At 59.5% G+C, this 17,523-nt stretch carries 15 protein-coding genes; 14 read left to right on the forward strand and 1 reads right to left on the reverse strand.

What is annotated here, in order from left to right; translation table 11 throughout:
• Positions 1 to 28: 28 nt before the first annotated feature.
• The 9 genes from XH80_RS06900 to XH80_RS06940 all read left to right on the forward strand — a co-directional run bounded on the left by XH80_RS06900 (position 29) and on the right by XH80_RS06940 (position 9,299).
• Positions 29 to 358 carry a hypothetical protein gene (locus tag XH80_RS06900; protein WP_271597921.1) on the forward strand — a complete coding sequence of 110 codons (330 nt, stop codon included), beginning with the start codon at positions 29 to 31 and terminating at the stop codon, positions 356 to 358.
• 200 nt (positions 359 to 558) lie between these two features.
• The gene (locus XH80_RS06905; RefSeq protein WP_271597922.1) at positions 559 to 1,944 is read left to right on the forward strand and encodes an ABC transporter substrate-binding protein; all 1,386 of its coding nucleotides are present in this window, start codon (positions 559 to 561) and stop codon (positions 1,942 to 1,944) included.
• 69 nt (positions 1,945 to 2,013) lie between these two features.
• On the forward strand, positions 2,014 to 2,976 hold the full coding sequence (locus XH80_RS06910; protein WP_271597923.1) for a carbohydrate ABC transporter permease: 963 nt from the start codon (positions 2,014 to 2,016) through the stop codon (positions 2,974 to 2,976).
• A gap of 12 nt (positions 2,977 to 2,988) precedes the next feature.
• A complete protein-coding gene (locus XH80_RS06915; RefSeq protein ID WP_271597924.1) occupies positions 2,989 to 3,849 on the forward strand; it encodes a carbohydrate ABC transporter permease in 861 nt (286 codons plus the stop codon).
• A 14-nt stretch (positions 3,850 to 3,863) separates the two neighbouring features.
• Positions 3,864 to 4,787 carry a ribokinase gene (locus tag XH80_RS06920; RefSeq protein WP_271597925.1) on the forward strand — a complete coding sequence of 308 codons (924 nt, stop codon included), beginning with the start codon at positions 3,864 to 3,866 and terminating at the stop codon, positions 4,785 to 4,787.
• Entirely contained in the window at positions 4,784 to 5,554 is a 771-nt protein-coding gene (locus tag XH80_RS06925) for an SDR family NAD(P)-dependent oxidoreductase (protein WP_271597926.1), read from the forward strand. The genes XH80_RS06920 and XH80_RS06925 overlap by 4 nt, the downstream gene beginning before the upstream one ends.
• Positions 5,547 to 6,374, forward strand: coding sequence for an HAD-IIA family hydrolase (locus XH80_RS06930; RefSeq protein ID WP_271597927.1), 828 nt, complete (start codon positions 5,547 to 5,549; stop codon positions 6,372 to 6,374). The genes XH80_RS06925 and XH80_RS06930 overlap by 8 nt, the downstream gene beginning before the upstream one ends.
• Complete coding sequence (locus XH80_RS06935) at positions 6,374 to 7,486, forward strand: ABC transporter ATP-binding protein (RefSeq protein WP_271597928.1); 1,113 nt, start codon at positions 6,374 to 6,376, stop codon at positions 7,484 to 7,486. The genes XH80_RS06930 and XH80_RS06935 overlap by 1 nt, the downstream gene beginning before the upstream one ends.
• Positions 7,440 to 9,299, forward strand: coding sequence for a phosphoenolpyruvate hydrolase family protein (locus XH80_RS06940; RefSeq protein WP_271597929.1), 1,860 nt, complete (start codon positions 7,440 to 7,442; stop codon positions 9,297 to 9,299). Before XH80_RS06935 ends, XH80_RS06940 begins: the two co-directional genes overlap by 47 nt.
• Before the next feature lie 4 nt (positions 9,300 to 9,303).
• Here XH80_RS06940 and XH80_RS06945 read toward each other — a convergent pair whose 3' ends face one another.
• Positions 9,304 to 9,810, reverse strand: coding sequence for a hypothetical protein (locus XH80_RS06945; protein ID WP_271597930.1), 507 nt, complete (start codon positions 9,808 to 9,810; stop codon positions 9,304 to 9,306).
• A 733-nt stretch (positions 9,811 to 10,543) separates the two neighbouring features.
• Between XH80_RS06945 and XH80_RS06950 the strand changes: the two genes are divergently transcribed.
• The 5 genes from XH80_RS06950 to XH80_RS06970 all read left to right on the forward strand — a co-directional run bounded on the left by XH80_RS06950 (position 10,544) and on the right by XH80_RS06970 (position 17,173).
• Positions 10,544 to 11,779 (forward strand): Tm-1-like ATP-binding domain-containing protein, encoded by a 1,236-nt coding sequence (locus XH80_RS06950; protein WP_271597931.1) that lies wholly within the window; start codon positions 10,544 to 10,546, stop codon positions 11,777 to 11,779.
• A 52-nt stretch (positions 11,780 to 11,831) separates the two neighbouring features.
• Positions 11,832 to 12,635 (forward strand): phosphoenolpyruvate hydrolase family protein, encoded by an 804-nt coding sequence (locus XH80_RS06955; RefSeq protein ID WP_271597932.1) that lies wholly within the window; start codon positions 11,832 to 11,834, stop codon positions 12,633 to 12,635.
• A complete protein-coding gene (locus XH80_RS06960) occupies positions 12,628 to 14,403 on the forward strand; it encodes an FAD-dependent oxidoreductase (protein WP_271597933.1) in 1,776 nt (591 codons plus the stop codon). The genes XH80_RS06955 and XH80_RS06960 overlap by 8 nt, the downstream gene beginning before the upstream one ends.
• Before the next feature lie 142 nt (positions 14,404 to 14,545).
• A complete protein-coding gene (pyk, locus tag XH80_RS06965; protein WP_271597934.1) occupies positions 14,546 to 15,958 on the forward strand; it encodes a pyruvate kinase in 1,413 nt (470 codons plus the stop codon).
• Positions 15,959 to 16,120: 162 nt separating this feature from the next.
• The gene (locus XH80_RS06970) at positions 16,121 to 17,173 is read left to right on the forward strand and encodes a PAS domain-containing protein (protein ID WP_271597935.1); all 1,053 of its coding nucleotides are present in this window, start codon (positions 16,121 to 16,123) and stop codon (positions 17,171 to 17,173) included.
• Positions 17,174 to 17,523 lie beyond the last annotated feature (350 nt).

Consider the following 17,523-nt stretch of genomic DNA (forward strand, 5'->3'; position numbering starts at 1 on the left):
CTCAATGCAAACAAGCAAAAGCTTTTGGATGAATTGCAAAACAACACAAACAGGCGCTCCGACGGAAGCAGTTCTGGCCGTTTCCCAAGCTGCGGGGTCAACAATCATCGCTCCGCCGTTTGGCCAGCCGAGACAACAGATCGTCGGCGCGATCGGAGATTGCGAAAGGTTGCGGCAATGCATCGGTATTCTGCAGCGCGTTCTCGTCTCCCTTGAAAGAGCCGCTCGAGAGCAAGATCGTCGCACCTTCGACGAACGGCGAGACCAAATAGAGCATTTGAACCTGCTGCTGATGCAAAAGCTCGATCAGCTATCCCGGATTGACGGGTCGTTACGAGATTGGCTTCGCGGCGCTTGATCATCCGCCTGCATTGATCATCTCCCACGTTGGCTTTGGCTCTGGCGATGCTTGCTCTCTTGACTTACCCAATGTTACCCAACTTCGATCGGAATGGGTGAATATGGGCGGAAAATGACGGTTAGCGTTCCCGACACTCGCGGCCCTGGAAGAGGAGGGGCACGTGAATTTCCGGGCCAAAGAGCCCAGAGGAGGGATTAATGCCAAGGACGCAAGCCGCCTCGCGCGGCCATTCGGCTCATTTGTTCAATACCGCTCTGATTTGCTCAACTCTGCTAGGCGGTGCGGCCGCATCTTTCGGCCAGGCCAAAGCAGAGGATATCAACTGGCGCCAGTTCGAGGGCGCTTCGATCGTGTGGGCATATGACATCCATCCCTATGCCGACGCGGTTGCAGCACAGCTGCCTGAGTTTGAGAAGTTGACAGGCATCAAGGTGACGCCCGAGCTTTATCCGGATGACGCCTACTGGAATAAGCTGACCATCCAGCTGAGCACAAAGTCGCCCTCCTGGGACGTCGTCGGCACGGGGATTCAGCCGGCTTGGGATCTCGCACCCGGCCAACTGCTCGAGCCGCTCGATCGCTATCTGAACGATCCCAAGCTCACCTCGGCAAGCTATGACTACAAGGACTTCTTCCCCGCACTACGTGACGCGCTGACTTGGGAGATCGAGGGCGGGCAGATCGAGGCCGGCCGGGGTCAGGTATGGGCGATCCCGCACGGCTTCGAAAACATCCAGTTGTTCTACCGCAAGGACATTCTGGACAAGCACGGTATCAAGGTCCCGGTAACCCCGCAGGACATGTCTGCAGCTTGCGAGAAGCTGAAATCTGCTGATCCCGGGATCACACCTCTGGGGATTAGGGGAGTGCGCTTCTGGAGCAGCATCCACACGGCCGCGGTCTCGATCGCCAAGTCCTATGGTGTCCACGACTTCGTCGTCAAGGACGGCAAGTTGGAAACTGGTCTCGATTCGCCTGAGTCGATCGTCTTTCACAAAGACTATGTGGAGATGATCAAAAAGTGCGCCGCTCCATCCTTTGCCAACGACAACTGGTATCAGGTGGTCGACGGTATCAATTCGGGTCGGACAGCGATGGCGATCGATTCCAACATGTTCGGGTTCTGGAACGATGTTGCCGGCAAGCCCGCTTCGGGCAAGATCGCATTCGCTCCCCCGCTGCGCGCTCCGAACAGCAAGAATTTCGAATCCAACATCTGGATCTGGTCCCTGGCCATGAATGCTGCCTCCCAGAAAAAGGGAGCGGCGTGGCTGTTCATTCAATGGGCGACGTCAAAGCAGGTTGAGCTGAACGGAGCCGTCGCCGGCAAGCTCGTCAACTCTCCGCGCGCTTCGACCTGGAGCGACAAGGTTTGGCTCGACTATGCGGCTAAACCGGAATTCGCGAACTTCGTGGATACCTTCAAAAGCGTGCAGGACAGGGCTGCGCTCGCCTTTACGCCGCGCGTAGGGTTTGCCGAGGCCATGAATGCCTGGGCAGTCGCCATGCAGAAAATGGTCAATGGGGCGGACGTGAAGGCGACGTTGACCGACCTCGCCTTCGAGATCCGCTCTTCCATGTAAGGCGATCGGGGGACGGCAAAAGGGTTTGCCGCCCCCCACCACGCCCGAGTATCTTTTGAGAAGTGAGCGATGGACCTTCGAGGCACCGACGCAACCGTGACGTTACACTCATCGGCAGGGCAACTGGCACCGTCCAAGGACGAGCAGGTGCAAGGCGCCGAGCAGCATGCGCTTGACTGGTGGAGCCTTGCTGCGATTGCGCCCGCCATCATCATCCTGCTTGGATTTCTTTTTCTGTTTTTCTATGGGGTCTTTCAATCGCTGACGGATCTGAGGTTTGGCCGTCCCCTGGTTCGCTTCATTGGATTGGCCAATTATGATGTAGCGATCAAGACCCAGGATTTCTGGAATAGCGTGCGGGCGACCATGGCGTATGCCTGCTCCGCCGTGCTCGCGGAAGCGCTGTTTGGGCTTGCGCTCGCCAAATTGTTCGCAAGTGGGGTGTTCCTTGCCCGGCTGATGCGACCCGTCATTCTCCTTCCCTTGGTTCTGCCGCCAATGAGCGTCGCTTTGATGTGGACCACAATGATGGATCCGCAGAACGGAATCCTGAACTATTTGCTTTCGCTTGTTGGGATCGGCCGGTTCGCATGGATTTCAGACGCCAGCACGGCGATGTTCTCGCTGGTTCTCATCGACATATGGACTTATACGCCGTTTTTCGCGCTGATCATCTTCGCCGGCCTGCAGGGCATCAACGATGAGGTCAGAGAAGCCGCGCGGGTGAATGGGGCGAAGGGTTGGGCAACCTTCCTCCATATCGAGCTTCCGCTCATCGCCCCCTACATTCTGATCGCCGCGGTATTTCGGCTGATCGAATCGCTCAATCAGTTCGATATCATCTTCGGAACAACGCAAGGAGGCCCGGGTGACAGTACCTCCGTGCTCTCGGTCCGCGCCTACATCACGGCCTATCAAAATCTTGCCTTCGGGCGTGGTGCAGCGCTTATGGTCGTCAATTGGTTGATCGTACTTCTCGGGACCATGGCCATGGTGAAGTTGTGGCGCTTGGTCCGGCAGCGTGTCAGCTAGAGGAGGCTTAAGATGCGTTTAAATCGCTCAACGCCCGCAAGCCTACTCCTCAATTTGCTGGTTGTTGCCTGTACGCTGGTCCTGACATTTCCGCTGGTCTGGATCGTGATGATGTCGCTGAAGCAGCAGGCGGAGGTCCTGACCTGGCCGCCGCGCTTCATCTTCACGCCGACTTTCGAAAACTTCCGCGTCTTGTTCGATACAGCGCAGGCCGGAGCTACAAGCTACGGCACCATCAAAGTTGATTTCCTAACGCCGGTCACCAACAGCGTTGTGATCTCACTTGGCGCGGTGTTCGTATCGCTGATCGCCGGGGTGCCTGCAGGCTACGTCCTGGCGCGGCGTGATATCCCCATGAAGGAGGACATCGCATTCTTCATTCTTGGATTTCGCTTCGCGCCGGCGCTCCTTGTCGTCATACCTCTGTTCAGTGTGTTCCAGACAGTGGGACTTTATGACACCTATTTCGGTATGATCTGGGTGTATCAGGTCGTCACGCTGCCGATGATCATCTGGCTCAGCCGTTCATATATCGAGGACATCCCTAAGGACATTGAGGAGGCGGCGGCCATGGATGGTGCAAAGCCATTCCGGGTTGTCTGGCACATCGTCCTTCCGCTTTTAAAACCCGGCCTGATAGGCGCTTCATTGCTTATTTTCCTGCTCGCGTGGCACAACTTCGCTCTCGGCCTGATCCTCAGTTCGACGAAAGCACCGGTCACCGTCGCTCTCCTGAAGCTGCTCAATCCGGGCGTTCAGTTCTATCCGGTCATGGCTGCGGGTCTGGTGGTGACCATGATCGTACCTGTTATTCTGATCATCCTTGGTCAGCGTCATCTCGAACGTGGTCTTACCTTCGGGGCCGTGAAATGAGCCCGAGACCATTGATGTTCTTTGGAACGACCAATCTCGATCTCTGCTTCAACGTCGAGCGGCTTCCAACGTCGGGTGAAAGCCTGATGGGAAGCTTGAAGCGGAATGCGGGAGGCAAGGGCGCCAATCAGGCGGTCGCCGCCGCTCGATTGGGCCTTCGGCCGAGCTTCTACACCCGGCTCGGCGATGACGATGCCGGCCGGTCGTTGCTGCAAGCGTTGCGTGAGGCAGGCGTCTGTCTGGATGCAGTTACGGTGTGCGAAGGGGAGATATCGGGTTCAGCTCTTGTCCTCGTCGGTGACGACGGCTCCAACATGATCGTCATAGACGCTGGAGCCAATGCAGATGTCACACCTAGCATGGTCGAAAGGGCCGCCGAATTCATCGGGCGGGACGCAATTGTCGTTGCCGAGATGGGCTTGCCGGTCTCCGCGCTCAATCACCTCTTTGCGATGAAGAGCGTCAAAGGTTTCGAGCTCATTTTCAATCCGGCCCCCGTGAGGGCCGGCTTGTCGGCTGCGGCCTGGAGGAGTGTCGATTTCGTCACTCCAAACCAGACCGAGGCCTTCGAGCTCACCGGTGTCGAGGTGCATGACTTCGACAGCGCCGCTCATGCGGCCGGAAAGCTCCTCGATCTCGGCCCGAAAGCAGCCCTGATAACGCTTGGCGCGCAGGGGGCCTATTACGCCGATGACAGCTCGTCTTTTGCGCTCCGGGCATTTCCTGTGAAGGTCGTTGATACGACCGCAGCGGGCGATGCCTTCAATGGAGCCTTCGCAGCCTCCCTGGCTCAGCGGCTACCGATACGGCAAGCGGTCAAGAAGGCCCTTGCTGTCGCGGCGCTGTGTGTAACCCGACGCGGCGCGCAAAGCGCAATGCCGAGCAGCGAAGCCGTTGACGAGTTTCTCAAATCTCAAACTATCCTGGAGTTGGAATGACCGAACAGTTCTCAGTTGCAGACAGGACCGTGCTCGTGACCGGTGCCGGTGGAGGCATTGGCTCAGCCATTGCCAATGCTTTCCGTCAAGGCGGGGCGAACGTCCTGGCAACTGACGCAAATGTGGAAAACCTCCGGGACATTCTGACGCGCTTGCCGTACGGAAACGGCATCTTGCCGCTGAGCATGGATGTGTCGCGAGAAGACGATGTCGGCAGGGTGCTGGATGAGATCGCCAAGCGCTTCGGCAGGCTCGATGTCCTGATCAACAACGCCGGAATAAAATCGGCTCAGCCGCTTCTGACCGGCGACGCCGACAGAATCGAAAAAACCATACAGATCAATTCCGTCGCGGTGCTTCGCTGTGCCAAGCTGGCGATCGAGCGCTTCATGAAGAGCAGGGGCGGCCGCATCGTCAATATCGGGTCCTCGTTGTCATCTCAGGGCGCGGTTTTCAACTACCAGGCTGGGGGTGCCGACTATTGCCTGTCAAAGGCCATCGTTCACGATGTGACAAAGCTGCTCGCTTATGAATGTGCGCCGCTCAAGATCAACGTCAACGCAATTGCACCCGGGATTATCGACACACCCATGCACGGCCGCCCTCGAGAAGAGACCGAAGCGCGCCACAGTGGCCGGATTCCACTGGGCCGGGTCGGATTGCCGGAGGATATCGCAGGGCTCGCGGTATTCCTGGCCAGCCCCGCAGCCTCCTACATGACCGGGCAGATCGTTCATGTGAATGGCGGGATGCTGATGAATGGCTAGCACCGGCTCCAACATCAACTGGCCGTCAATAGAAGGGATCATCTCCGACCTCGATGGCGTCGTCTACCGCGGCAGCACTGCAATCGCGGATGCAATAAAAGCGTTCACGCGATGGCAGAAGGCCGGCGTGCCGTTCTGTTTTGTGACCAACAACTCGACGCATACCCCGGAGGATGTCATCCGCAAGCTGAGTGGATTCGGGCTTGCGATCGCACCATCTCAGGTCGTGACAAGCGCCATCACGGCTGCAGAACTCATCCGAACGAATTATCCGCAGATGACGCGAGCCTATGTCATCGGGGCTTCGTCGCTTGTCACGGCCATGCTCAATGCCGGCCTGGAGGTCACTGATCGAAGCCCCGAAGTTGTTGTGATGGGGCTCGACCGGGATATCACGCACGAGAAGATGCGAATTGCCGTTGAGGCGATCCTCAATGGCGCTGTCTTCATCGGAACCAATCCCGATCTTCTGTTGCCGACGACCAGCGGGTTCGAGCCTGGGGCTGGTGCGATCATTGCAGCTGTGGCTGCCGCGACACAAGTGCAGCCTTCGATCGTCGGAAAGCCGCAGGTGCCGATGATCGAGACAGCGCTCTCACGCCTCGGGACCAACCGAGCTTCGACGGTCATGATTGGGGACCAGGTTCCTACGGATATTCAGGCCGGAAAGAGGGCGGGACTTGCCACGGTGCTTGTGACAACCGGCGTGCCGATGCGTCAGGATTCGTCCCTGATGGCCCCCGACTTCATCGTGTCGAGCTTGCATGACGTTGAGGTGAGCGCCGCGCGCGCGGCCCGCCCGCAACAGAGGAGGGCATAATGGCCGATGTGCGCCTGGAAGGTCTCAAGAAGGCCTATGGGACGATCGAGATCCTGCGCAATATCGACCTTGCGATCGATCACGGGGAATTTGTTGTCTTCGTCGGTCCATCCGGGTCAGGCAAATCCACGCTTTTGCGCATGATTGGCGGGCTCGAGCCCATCAGCGGCGGGCGGCTCCTCATCGACAATGAGCTCGTCAACGATATCGATGCGGCCGATCGCAACCTGGGCATGGTCTTTCAAAGCTACGCTCTCTATCCGCATATGACAGTGAGAGAGAACCTCGCCTTTCCCCTGCGCATGGCCAAAGCCTCGAAAGCTGAGATCGCCACCAAGATAGCCAAGACTGCGTCGCTCTTGCAGATTGATCATCTGTTGGATCGCAAGCCGCGACAATTGTCGGGCGGCCAACGCCAGCGCGTCGCAATCGGGCGCGCCATCATGCGCGAGCCAAAAGTGTTCCTGTTCGATGAGCCGCTCTCAAACCTCGACACCGAGTTGCGCGTGCAGATGCGGGTTCAGATCGCCAAGCTCCACAAGCAGCTCGGAAATACCATGATCTACGTGACCCATGATCAGGTCGAGGCGATGACCATGGCCGACAAGATCGTCGTTCTCAAGGACGGCAACATCGAACAGGTAGGCAGCCCGCACGATCTGTATCACAACCCGGCCTCGCGCTTTGTGGCTGGATTCATCGGTTCGCCCAAGATGAACTTCCTGGGCGGCATGGTCGCCGCAGCCCATGACCATGGCGTGGACGTTCGGTTGGACGCCGGTCTCACGATCTCCGTTCCGGTCCAGCCGGACCAGATGCTGGTTGGCAAACCGGTCACCGTCGGAATTCGCCCGGATGACTTCTCCTCAACGGTGCCTGGGCAGGGGGAGATCTCGATTGAGCTTGGGATCGAGTTCGTCGAGCATCTCGGCAGTGTCACGTACATCTACGGTAATGCTGGAAACGAGGCTGTCGTTGCCAGGGCAGCACAATCCGGTTGGCCCAAAGGCGCCAGCAGCCTCACCCTCACCGCCGCTCCAGCCGATTGCCACTTGTTCATGAGCAATGGAAAGGCGGTACGGCGGTTGCACGCACCTGCGAGTTGGAGCTAGTCTTGACGTAGAGCCGTGCAATGATGCGCGGCTCAAAAGGGGCACGCGGACGGCTGAAGTGAAGGGAGCCGGTATCAGGCAATTCTTCCGTAATTCCCGTTCGTTTGTCCTTGGTGCGGGGATCGGGTCGGGCATGACCGCAAGGGCCGCCGAGCGGGCGGGCGCCGATTTCGTGCTCGCGCTTAATGCAGGCCGTTTTCGTGCCATGGGTGGCGCCTCGCCCGCCTCGATCCTCCCAATCCGCAATAGCAATGAATTCGTGGCAAGCTTCGGACGGACCGAAATCCTTGCAAATACGAAGCTACCGGTCTTCTTCGGGGCCTGTACCTTCGACCCCGAGCTCGATCTTGATGGTTGGCTCGACCGGATCATCAAATGGGGATTTGCCGGTGTCACCAACTTCCCATCGGTCATCCATATCGACGATGAGCGCAGGTCTTTGCTCGAGAAGTGTGGTCTTGGTTACTCCCGTGAAATCGAGCTGCTCGTGAAAGCTGCAAAACGCGGCCTGATGACGATTGGCTATACGCGCAGCCAATCCGAAGCGCGCCGCATGGTCGAAGCCGGCGCCGAGGCCATTTGCATCAACTTCAATCTCAACCGTGCCGTTGAAAGCGGGTCCGATCCATCGATCAGCCTGTCTGAACTTGCAGCGCGTACGAATGCCGTTGCGCGCGTTGCTCAATCCGTCAACAAGAGCGCCATCTGCCTGCTTGGAGGCGGCCCGATTACAAAGCCGGATGAGCTCCTGGACATCTGCCGCGAAACCGGAATCCAGGGGTTCATCGGAGGCTCCTCGCTTGACCGCGTGCCTCTGGAAATGTCGGTGCTTGAGGTGACGTCGGGGTTCAAGACCATCCATCTGTTGCGCGAGAAGGTGGATCTGCTCGAACGGCAGCTGCAGTTGAGTGGCTTCAGACACGGCGTGGTCGCGCAGTCCTCGGCAATGAAGCGCATCCTCGAGATCACCAAACGCGTTGCGGCGACCCCCAGCCCAGTCCTCATCTGGGGAGAGGCCGGCTCCGGCAAGCGTAGGATAGCAAACCTGGTCCACGCGTTCAGCGACCGCAGGCAGGCCAAGGCGGCGCTATTTCATTGCCGCCCCGGTCCGGCGATGGATACACTTGGTCCGTTGTTCGGCGCCGAGCGCCTTGAGAGCGGCAGACGCCAATTGTCGCTCCTGGAGACGTCGAGCGACGGAGCCGTCGTGCTGCTGCATGTCGAGCAGCTTTCGCGCGATGGACAGGAGCGCCTCGCCGATTACCTCGAGACAGGCGGATTTACCCCTCTGAACGGGGTAACTGTCATGCGTTCCCATGCCCGGATCATTGCGACCACGACGGTCGAGCGAGGCGCTGGTCTTGAAACGGTTCTGTGCGCACGGCTTCTCGCCCTTTTTACCGGCCTGGACGTCCGCTTGCCTTCGCTGCCCGACAGGCTTGAAGATCTGCCGCAACTCATTCAACACTTCACGGTGGAAGCGAAGGGGGATTCCAGCGCCCAGACGCTCACAATCGAAAACTCTGCATTTCTTGCGCTCGCCGGGCACGGCTGGCCAGGCAATTTGCGCGAGCTGCGGCAGGTCGTGAACCAGCTCGTGACCCTCCCATCAAGTCACATCACCGGTGAAGTGCTAAAGCCGCTGCTCGAGGCACCTTCAGGCGCCAGGCCTGCGGCCGCGCTGTCCGAGCGAGACTGGATTATCGAGGGCCTGAAGAGAAATCGGCTTCACCGCGGCAAGACTGCTCGCTCTCTCGGGCTTTCGCGCAAAACCCTCTACAACAAAATCAAGAAGCTGCGGATTCTCGACTAGGGCCTCATGGCTGCCGCAGCGACTGCTTTGGCCTGGCCGCATGCTCCAGAGAGAACCTCGGTATGGACGAGGATCGATGAAAGCCAAGGCTGACGAGGCCGATATCCGATCCGATCGACAGCGCAAGCGCGTCGGACCCCAGATAGACGAGTCCATCCAGCTGCGAGCCTAGCCGTTGCTCTGCTGCTGCCATCTTCGCCTCGTCCGCCGCGACAAACAGGACTTTGAACCCGCGGCTTGCAAACCATTCCATTCGCCGAAGCTCGAGCTCCTGCCCGCTATCGAGCGGCACTCCGGCCGGTGTCCGTTCAATCATGGAGGCAGGCGGAAAATTCGTCACTCCGGTCATCTTTGCATCCTGTAACAGATCTCCGAGATCTTCCCAGCAGGCAAAGGGATCGATCATGACGACGGCCGCATAGCAGCAAGGGGGCGCCTTGGGGCTCGCGTGCAAGTCCCGCACGAGGCAGTCGTTCCAGTCGATGACAGGAAGTGTAGCCATGACGAGCATGGCATTCTGCGGAAGAGTCCGCAGTGACGGCGCATAGATCGTTATCTGATCACCGCGAGGCGAGGGGAGACTTGCCGCAATGCGACCTAAGACACTGGTTCTCACGGTTCTACCCAATCCTACCCATTTGAACCTTTCGCCGATCTTACACGCCATTCCATCGAGGTCTAGACCACCACTCGTCGATGTTTGGGGAAGCAATGTCATGTCTTTCTTCGGCGGGGGAGCCGGGCTCGGCTGGATGCGATGAATGCTAACGCCGTCATAGCCGTTCTTGCTTGAGTAGCCTCTTCGCGCCTTGCTGTGAGCCGGATACGATTTGCCGATGCTGCCCGAGTTCGGCTCGTTCTGAAAAAGCGCCCGTGAAGCGTCTCGGGTAGAAAATTCCGGGCGAGCTATCGCTGCGTCCTACGGATCCGCTAGCAGACCGGCTCGTCTGCTTCCTCCCTGACTCGCGCCGCTGCTGGAAAACTCCGGCAGCGGCATCTTTTTGTCTCGGAGCGCGCCGACGATGCGGGCGGCCCAAACCACAAAGCTCGCCAGCTGACGTTCGCCTCCTTGCACAGGGGAGAGGCGGCTTCCCTCGTCACGGTGGCGCTCAGGATGAAGCGGCTGCTGCTATGGCCGCTTGGCAGCTACCCAACTTTACCCAATCGCGCTCGTATCCGGGCTTATGGGCCATTTCACTCCGATCTAGACCTCCAGGTGTCCAGAAACGTCCAGGAGGAAGATCGTGTCTCACCATTACGCGGACGACGAAAGGTCGATCCGGGATGGTCAGCGGTCCGATCCTGCGGGCATGGTCGCGATCGTCGCAACCCTGGACACAAAGGGCCGCGAAACCGCTTATCTCGCGCGCGTCATCGAACAGTGGGGCCGCAAGACTCTTACGATTGATGTAGGCACATCAAACCGGCGGAACAGCAGCGATGCACGCGTGGCTTCACCCGCCGAGGTCTTACGGGAAATAGCTGCAAGCGCTCGTGAAGAGGTCAAGGAGCTCCTCCGATCAGGTGCGATCGACGCCATTGTCGGCGTGGCGGGCGGCAAAGGCAGCGCGGTCTTCGGTGAAGTTGTATCGGATTTGCCGTATGGATTTCCGAAGCTGCTGGTGAGCAGCGCGAGGCCGGCCCTCCTGGCCGAATTGGCCCTCCACAACGACATCATCCTCTATCCGACCCTGGTCGATCTTTTCGGGATCAACGCGTTCACCGAACGCGTTCTGGACAATGCGGGGCGGGCCGTTGCGGCGATGCGTTATGTACCCGCTCAAGATCGGCAGAAGAGAAAGACTGTTGCGATCACGGCCTTTGGGGTCACGACGCCGGCGGCAAATCGTTGTGTCGCGCGGCTGGCAGAGGCAGGCATCGACGCGATTGTCTTTCCGGCCAATGGCGCGGGGGGCCGCAAGATGGAGCAGCTCGTGTCCGCCGGTGAGTTCGATGCGGTGCTCGATCTGACCACAACCGAGCTCGCTGACGAGCTGGTCGGCGGCACCGCCAGTGCGGGTCCGGATCGGCTCAAAGCAGCATCTCGCCGCATGATTCCGCAGCTCATCGCCCCGGGGGCCGTCGATATGGTGAATTTTGGCCCTCCCTCGAGCGTGCCTGCCGAGTTCAAGGAGCGCCAATTCTATTCGCATACCCCCTTCACGACGCTTATGCGCACGACCGTCTCGGAGAACGAGCGCATAGGCAGGTTGACTGCCGAGCGCCTTTCGCAAGCAAAGGCGCCCGCCCTCGTTCTGTGGCCGGCCAAGGGGGTCTCTGACTATGACCGGGACGGCGGCATCTTTCGAAACCCTGAAGCCGATAGGGCCTGGTTCGACGCGGTCAGGCGACGTCTGCCGCGATCGATCATCGCCCGCGAGCTGGATTGTCACATCAATGATCCGGAATTCGCGGAGGCGGCCGCATCGTGGATCGTCGAACAATTGACACCAGGAGGTTCATCAGTTGCGGATGTTTGACCGGGCCGAAATACTCGCAAAGATCTCAGCTCAAGTTGCGGCTGGAAACTCAGTGCTTGCCGCTGCGAGCAGTTGCGGCCTCGTCGCAAAATGCGCAGCTCTCGGCGGCTCCGACATGCTCGTGGTCTACAGCACCGGGCTGTCGCGGTTGATGGGGCTGCCGACGAGCCGGATCGGCGATTCCAATGCGCGCACGCTCGAGCTCGCGGCGGAGATCCGCAACGTCGTCTCCTCCGTTCCTGTGATAGGCGGTGTCGAGGCCTGGGATCCCCTTCGGCTCGACCTCGATGATCTCTTGGACAAGTTTTGGGCTGCCGGATTCTCCGGCGTGATCAATTACCCGACCATTTCAACGATGGGCGAGAAATGGCGCGAGCGTCGTGGCCGCGTCGGGCTCGGCTTCGAGCGCGAGGTCGAGCTGATCGCGGCGGCCCGCCAGAAGAACATCTTCTCCCTCGCCTATGTCGCAACCCCGCACGATGCCACGGCGATGGCAGCCGCGGGAGCCGACTGCATTGTTCCACATGTCGGTGCAACGCGCGGCGGGCTTGTGGGTCATGAGGAGGGACAGTCGATCGAAGAGGCCATCAGGCGCATCAACGAGATCAATGCTGCCGCTCAAGCCGTCCGGCCGGAAGTCATCCTTCTCTGCCATGGCGGGGCAATCGCTGAGCCCCAGGATACCTCGGAAGTCTACCGATCGACCGGATGTGTCGGTTTCGTCGGCGCCTCTTCCATCGAACGGATTCCGATCGAGCGGGCCGTGAAAGCTGCAGCCGAAGAATTCAAAGCCGTTCCGCTCCCGCGAAAGGGCCAGCATTCACTGCATGATCTGCACCGAGGCACGAATGAATAGCCCAGTCACCGGATTGAAAGCCGATACCGCCTCCTTCTCCAAAGCGAGCAAGCCCACGCACGATTGGGAGACGGACGTGCTCGTGATTGGCAGCGGCGCCGCTGGACTGTCCGCGGCGCTCTATGCGGCAAAGGCCGGACTTCGCGTGACGGTATGCGAGAAGTCTGGCCGGCTCGGTGGCACGACCGCCCTCTCGAACGGCATGATCTGGGTTCCATGCTCAATGCAGGCTCGAGCGGCGAAAATTGATGATTCGATCGCGAAAGCGAAGACCTATCTGCAACACGAACTTGGCAATTACTACCGCGCCGAGTTCGTCGACGCCTATCTTGAAGACGGTCCAACAGCGCTCGCCGGCCTGGAGAATGGGAGTGAAGTCAAATTCACACTGGCCTCCGCCCCCGATTATCATTCGAGCCAGATCGGCGGGGTCGACAAGGGCCGGGCGCTCAGCCCCGCGCCTTATGACGGACGGCTCCTCGGGAAGGATTTCGACCTCATAGGTGATCCGATCCGTGTCGTGCTCGGCGGGATGATGATTTCATCCAGCGAGGTCAGAAGCTTCCTTAATCCCTTGCAGTCGGCTGACTCGCTCAAGCACGTCCTGCGCCGGGTCGGCCGCTATGCAAGCGACCGCCTGCGCTACAGGAGGGGCACTGAACTCAGTGGGGGCAATGCGCTGATCGCCAGGTTACTGGTAAGCCTGCGTACATATGGCGTTGAAATCTGGCCAAACTGTCCTGCGGTGGATCTGACGAGGGAGGGCGGGAGAGTGACTGGCGCCATCGTCAAGCGGGATGGCGCGGATTTGCGCATCCACGCCTCGCACGGAGTGATCCTGGCAACCGGCGGCTTTGCACGGAACGGTCAATTGCGAGCGCAGCTGAGCGGAGCTCACCAGCACCATGATACGCTGGCCCATAGCGGCGTCACTGGTGATGGCATTGCGCTCGCAGGCAAGCTCGGGGCTGCGATCGATAATGACGTTGCATCGAGCGGCTTCTGGACGCCCGTCTCTATCCTCAGGAACGGCCGCTCCTCGCAAGTGGTCCCGTACGGCTGGCTCGATCGTGGCCGTCCAGGTGTCATCGCCGTGGGACCAAATGCCAAGCGCTTCGTCAATGAATCCAATTCGTACCACGACATCTGCCTTGCAATGTTCAACAACGGCTATCCGGCGGACAATCGGTTCTATTTCATTTGCGACAAGGAATTCGTCCGCCTCAGAGGCATGGGGCACCTGCTTCCCTGGCCATGGACTTTGAGCATCAAGAAATATGCCCGCTTGGGCTACATCGAGATTGGCCGGACGATTGCGGAGCTTGCGGCGGAATTGGGGCTCGACCCGAAAGAGCTGCAAAAGACAGTTGAAGAACATAATGCCCACGCAGCTGAAGGACGCGATCCGCTTTTCAAACGCGGTGAATCGGCTTTCAACCGAACCCTGGGAGATCCCGCCGTCGGAAAGAAAAACCCGAACCTTGGAGCGATAAAAAACGGACCATTTATCGCGCTTCCGATTGTCCCGGCAACCCTAGGAACGGCGACCGGCCTGTCAACGGATCCCGGCGGAAGGGTCCTGAATGGAAACGGTGTGCCGATCGCAGGTCTTTATGCCTGCGGCAACGACATGACCTCGCCGATGCGCGGGATCTACCCCGGGGCAGGCATTACGATCGGACCAGCGATCGTGTTCGCTTATCGTGCAGTGAACAGCATCGTACAATCCGCGCATCAGGCACAGACGGCGGCGGCATCCGGAGCTTAAGGAGGTGTTTTCACCTGCTCGCCCAACAACGACGGACAGCGAAGAAAGCGAAACTGCGCAACGTCGGCCAGCTCGCTTTTGAGTATATGAGCGGCCCAATCTCGTTTGATACCGGGCTTATCTTCTGACCTGGAGGGGCACGATGCGCCGCTTACGCCATGCCAAGATCGTCGCCACAATTGGGCCGGCAACCGCGTCACCTGAAAAGCTTCGCGCACTCTATCTTTCGGGGGCCGATACTTTCAGGCTGAACTTCAGCCACGGGACCCATGACGACCACGCTCGTGTGCTCGCCTCGATCCGTGCGCTGGAGCGGGAATTCAATCGACCGATCGGCGTGATGCAGGATCTGCAAGGCCCGAAGATCCGCATTGGCCGGCTTGATGAAGGCAAGCTCGCGCTGGATGCCGAGGAGACCGTCTGCTTCGTGCTCAGCGAAAGGACAGGCGGGAGGCAGTCAATTCCGCTGCCTCATCCAGAAATATTCGCAGCTGCCTATCCCGGTCAGGCTCTGCTCATCGACGATGGGCGCGTTCGTCTGATCGTCGAAAAGCTGGCTTCCGACCAGATTGTGGCGCGCGTTGCGACCGGCGGCGTCATCCGTGATCACAAGGGCGTCAACCTGCCAGGCGCGCTGCTCAACATCTCGCCTCTAACCAAGAAGGATCGAGCCGATCTTGCATTCGGCCTCGAGCTTGGCGTTGACTGGGTTGCATTGTCCTTTGTTCAGAAACCATCTGACCTTATCGAGGCACGCGCATTGATCGGTGAGGCCGCCGGTGTCGTTGCCAAGATCGAGACCCCGATGGCGCTTGATCGTATTGGGGATATTATCCACTTGTCAGACGCCATCATGGTTGCGCGAGGCGACCTCGGGGTTGAAATCCCCCCTGAGGAGGTGCCGGGCCGGCAAAAGGAGCTGGTCAGGGCGTGCCGGCTAGCTGCCAAGCCCGTCATCGTCGCCACTCAGATGCTGGACTCGATGGTCACTGCGCCGACACCGACGCGCGCGGAAGCCTCTGATGTCGCCACCGCCATCTATGATGGTGCGGACGCGGTGATGCTCTCGGTTGAATCAGCCAGCGGCGCTTATCCAATCGAAGCGGTCGAAATGATGGATCGCATCATCAAGAGTACGGAGCAGCATCATCTTTACCGCTCTCTGATCGACGCCTCGCGAGGGGATGAAGACATGACGCCGCCCCACGCCGTCGCGGCTGCGGGGGCTGACCTTGCAGCCGCCATCAATGCCAAAGCGATCATAGGCCTCACCGCTAGCGGGACGACGGCGGCCAGAATAGCGCGCAAGCGGCCGCCGGTGCCGATACTTGCTTTGACACCGGATCAGAACGTAGCAAGGCGCATGTGTCTGTTGTGGGGCGTGCACAGCGTCGTCTCCGGCGATCCCGCAGGCCATGAAGAGATGGCCAGGATTGCGACGAATGCCGCGCAGCAGCAGGGCTTTGCCACGTCAAGCGACCTGGCTGTGGTGGTGTTTGGACTGCCTTTTGGGCTCAGAGGCGCGACGAACAATGTGCGGGTGGCCGTCTGCTAGAGCATGATCCGGCAAGGCGCGAAGCGGTTTTCCAAAAGGATCATGATCAAACAAGGAGCTAAAGCGCGATGACGATTCAACCCAATCCCTCGCGCGTTAGCGGTAAGGTTGGGGTTCAGCTGTTCGAGCTCAGGCCCGCAGCTCTTTCTCGATGGACACGACATGAAGGTGTCCGCAACTGATTGCAGCTCGCCTGATCAGGAGCTCACATTGCTTGAGTTCGACGACAGCATCAGCCTCGCCGATATACTTCCCTTTATCGAAGAAAAGCTGTCGATCGGCCTGTGGCGAAGCAATGACAAAGGGCAGATGCAATGGTCCCGCGGATTCTACGAGTTGTTCGGCCTGGACCCGCGCCAAACAGGACCGTCCCCTGCCGAGATCGAAAGAAGGATTCATCCCGACGACCGCGGCCGGGTCCGCTGGCTCAATCAGCGATCAATCGAGCATGGGATGCTCGAGGACGAATTTCGTATCATCCGGCCCAACGGCACCTTGCGCAGAATCTGGGCCCGAGCCGAGCCGTTGCTGGACCCGGCCGGCACGCCGCAATGGCTGCTTGGGCTTGCTGCCGATGTCACCGAAAAACGCAACTTGTCGGAGGCTCTCAATATTGCAACGGAGCGCTGCGTCGCTATGGCCCGAAGCGCTCGGGGACTGGTCTGGACGGCCAGTCGCGACGGTCACATAAGCGCATTTTCCGAACCAGATCAATGCGTAGACCAGGTTGGGCCTGGATCAAGCTGGGCGGACCTTCTCCATGACGAGGAACGCGAAGCCGTTCTCAGGCAGTGGCAATTCTCCTTAGCAACGGGACAGCCATACGAGGTGGAGTCCCGGTTGCGGCAGGCAGATGGAGCTTACCATTGGCATCAATGCAAGGCTGTACCGCTCGGCAACGGCAATGGCGGTGTAAGGGAGTGGCTCGGCGTCTGGGTCGACGCGCATTACGATATACTCGCAAGGGAGCGAAAAGGCTCATCGAAGCTCACGGGAAGGCAGTTGCGAGCCGCACGGGGGATGCTGAACTGGTCGGTGAAGCAGTTGGCCGAGCGAAGCGGGGTGTCATGCGCCGTGATCAGGCGGCTGGAAGAGTACAATGACACGCCTCCCGCGTCCGACGATCTGCTACAGACTCTGTGGAACACGTTTGCGGGTGCGGGAATTGAGTTCACATTTCCGCTGGTCGGCAAGCCAGGTGTTCGGCCAAAATGACTTGATGCTTCCTCGCCGCTGAACCAACTGCCTACGGCCATCGCCGAGTGGTACGTCAGCTCGTTTGGTTTACTCCGATAGTGTGGCAAGCACCAGCGACGAGCGCAGTTGCGAGCGCGTGCGGTGAGGGCATGCGGATAGCTCGATATCGGTTTTGGCTGCATCAAAATTGGGCTGGCGAGAACGGCCGGCGACTCGTCGGAAGCCCGCTTCAACGCGGGCGCAGTGTCGCTTTCCCGGCCAAATTTGCCCAACATTACTCAGATCTCCCTACGTTGCTCTAGGCAATCTCGCGCCTGATGTCGTGAATGAAGCGCCGAAAGGCGGGCCGCCCAAGAAGCCCACCATCG

This window comes from Bradyrhizobium sp. CCBAU 45384, from assembly GCF_028128665.1.
GTDB classification, from domain to species: domain Bacteria; phylum Pseudomonadota; class Alphaproteobacteria; order Rhizobiales; family Xanthobacteraceae; genus Bradyrhizobium; species Bradyrhizobium manausense.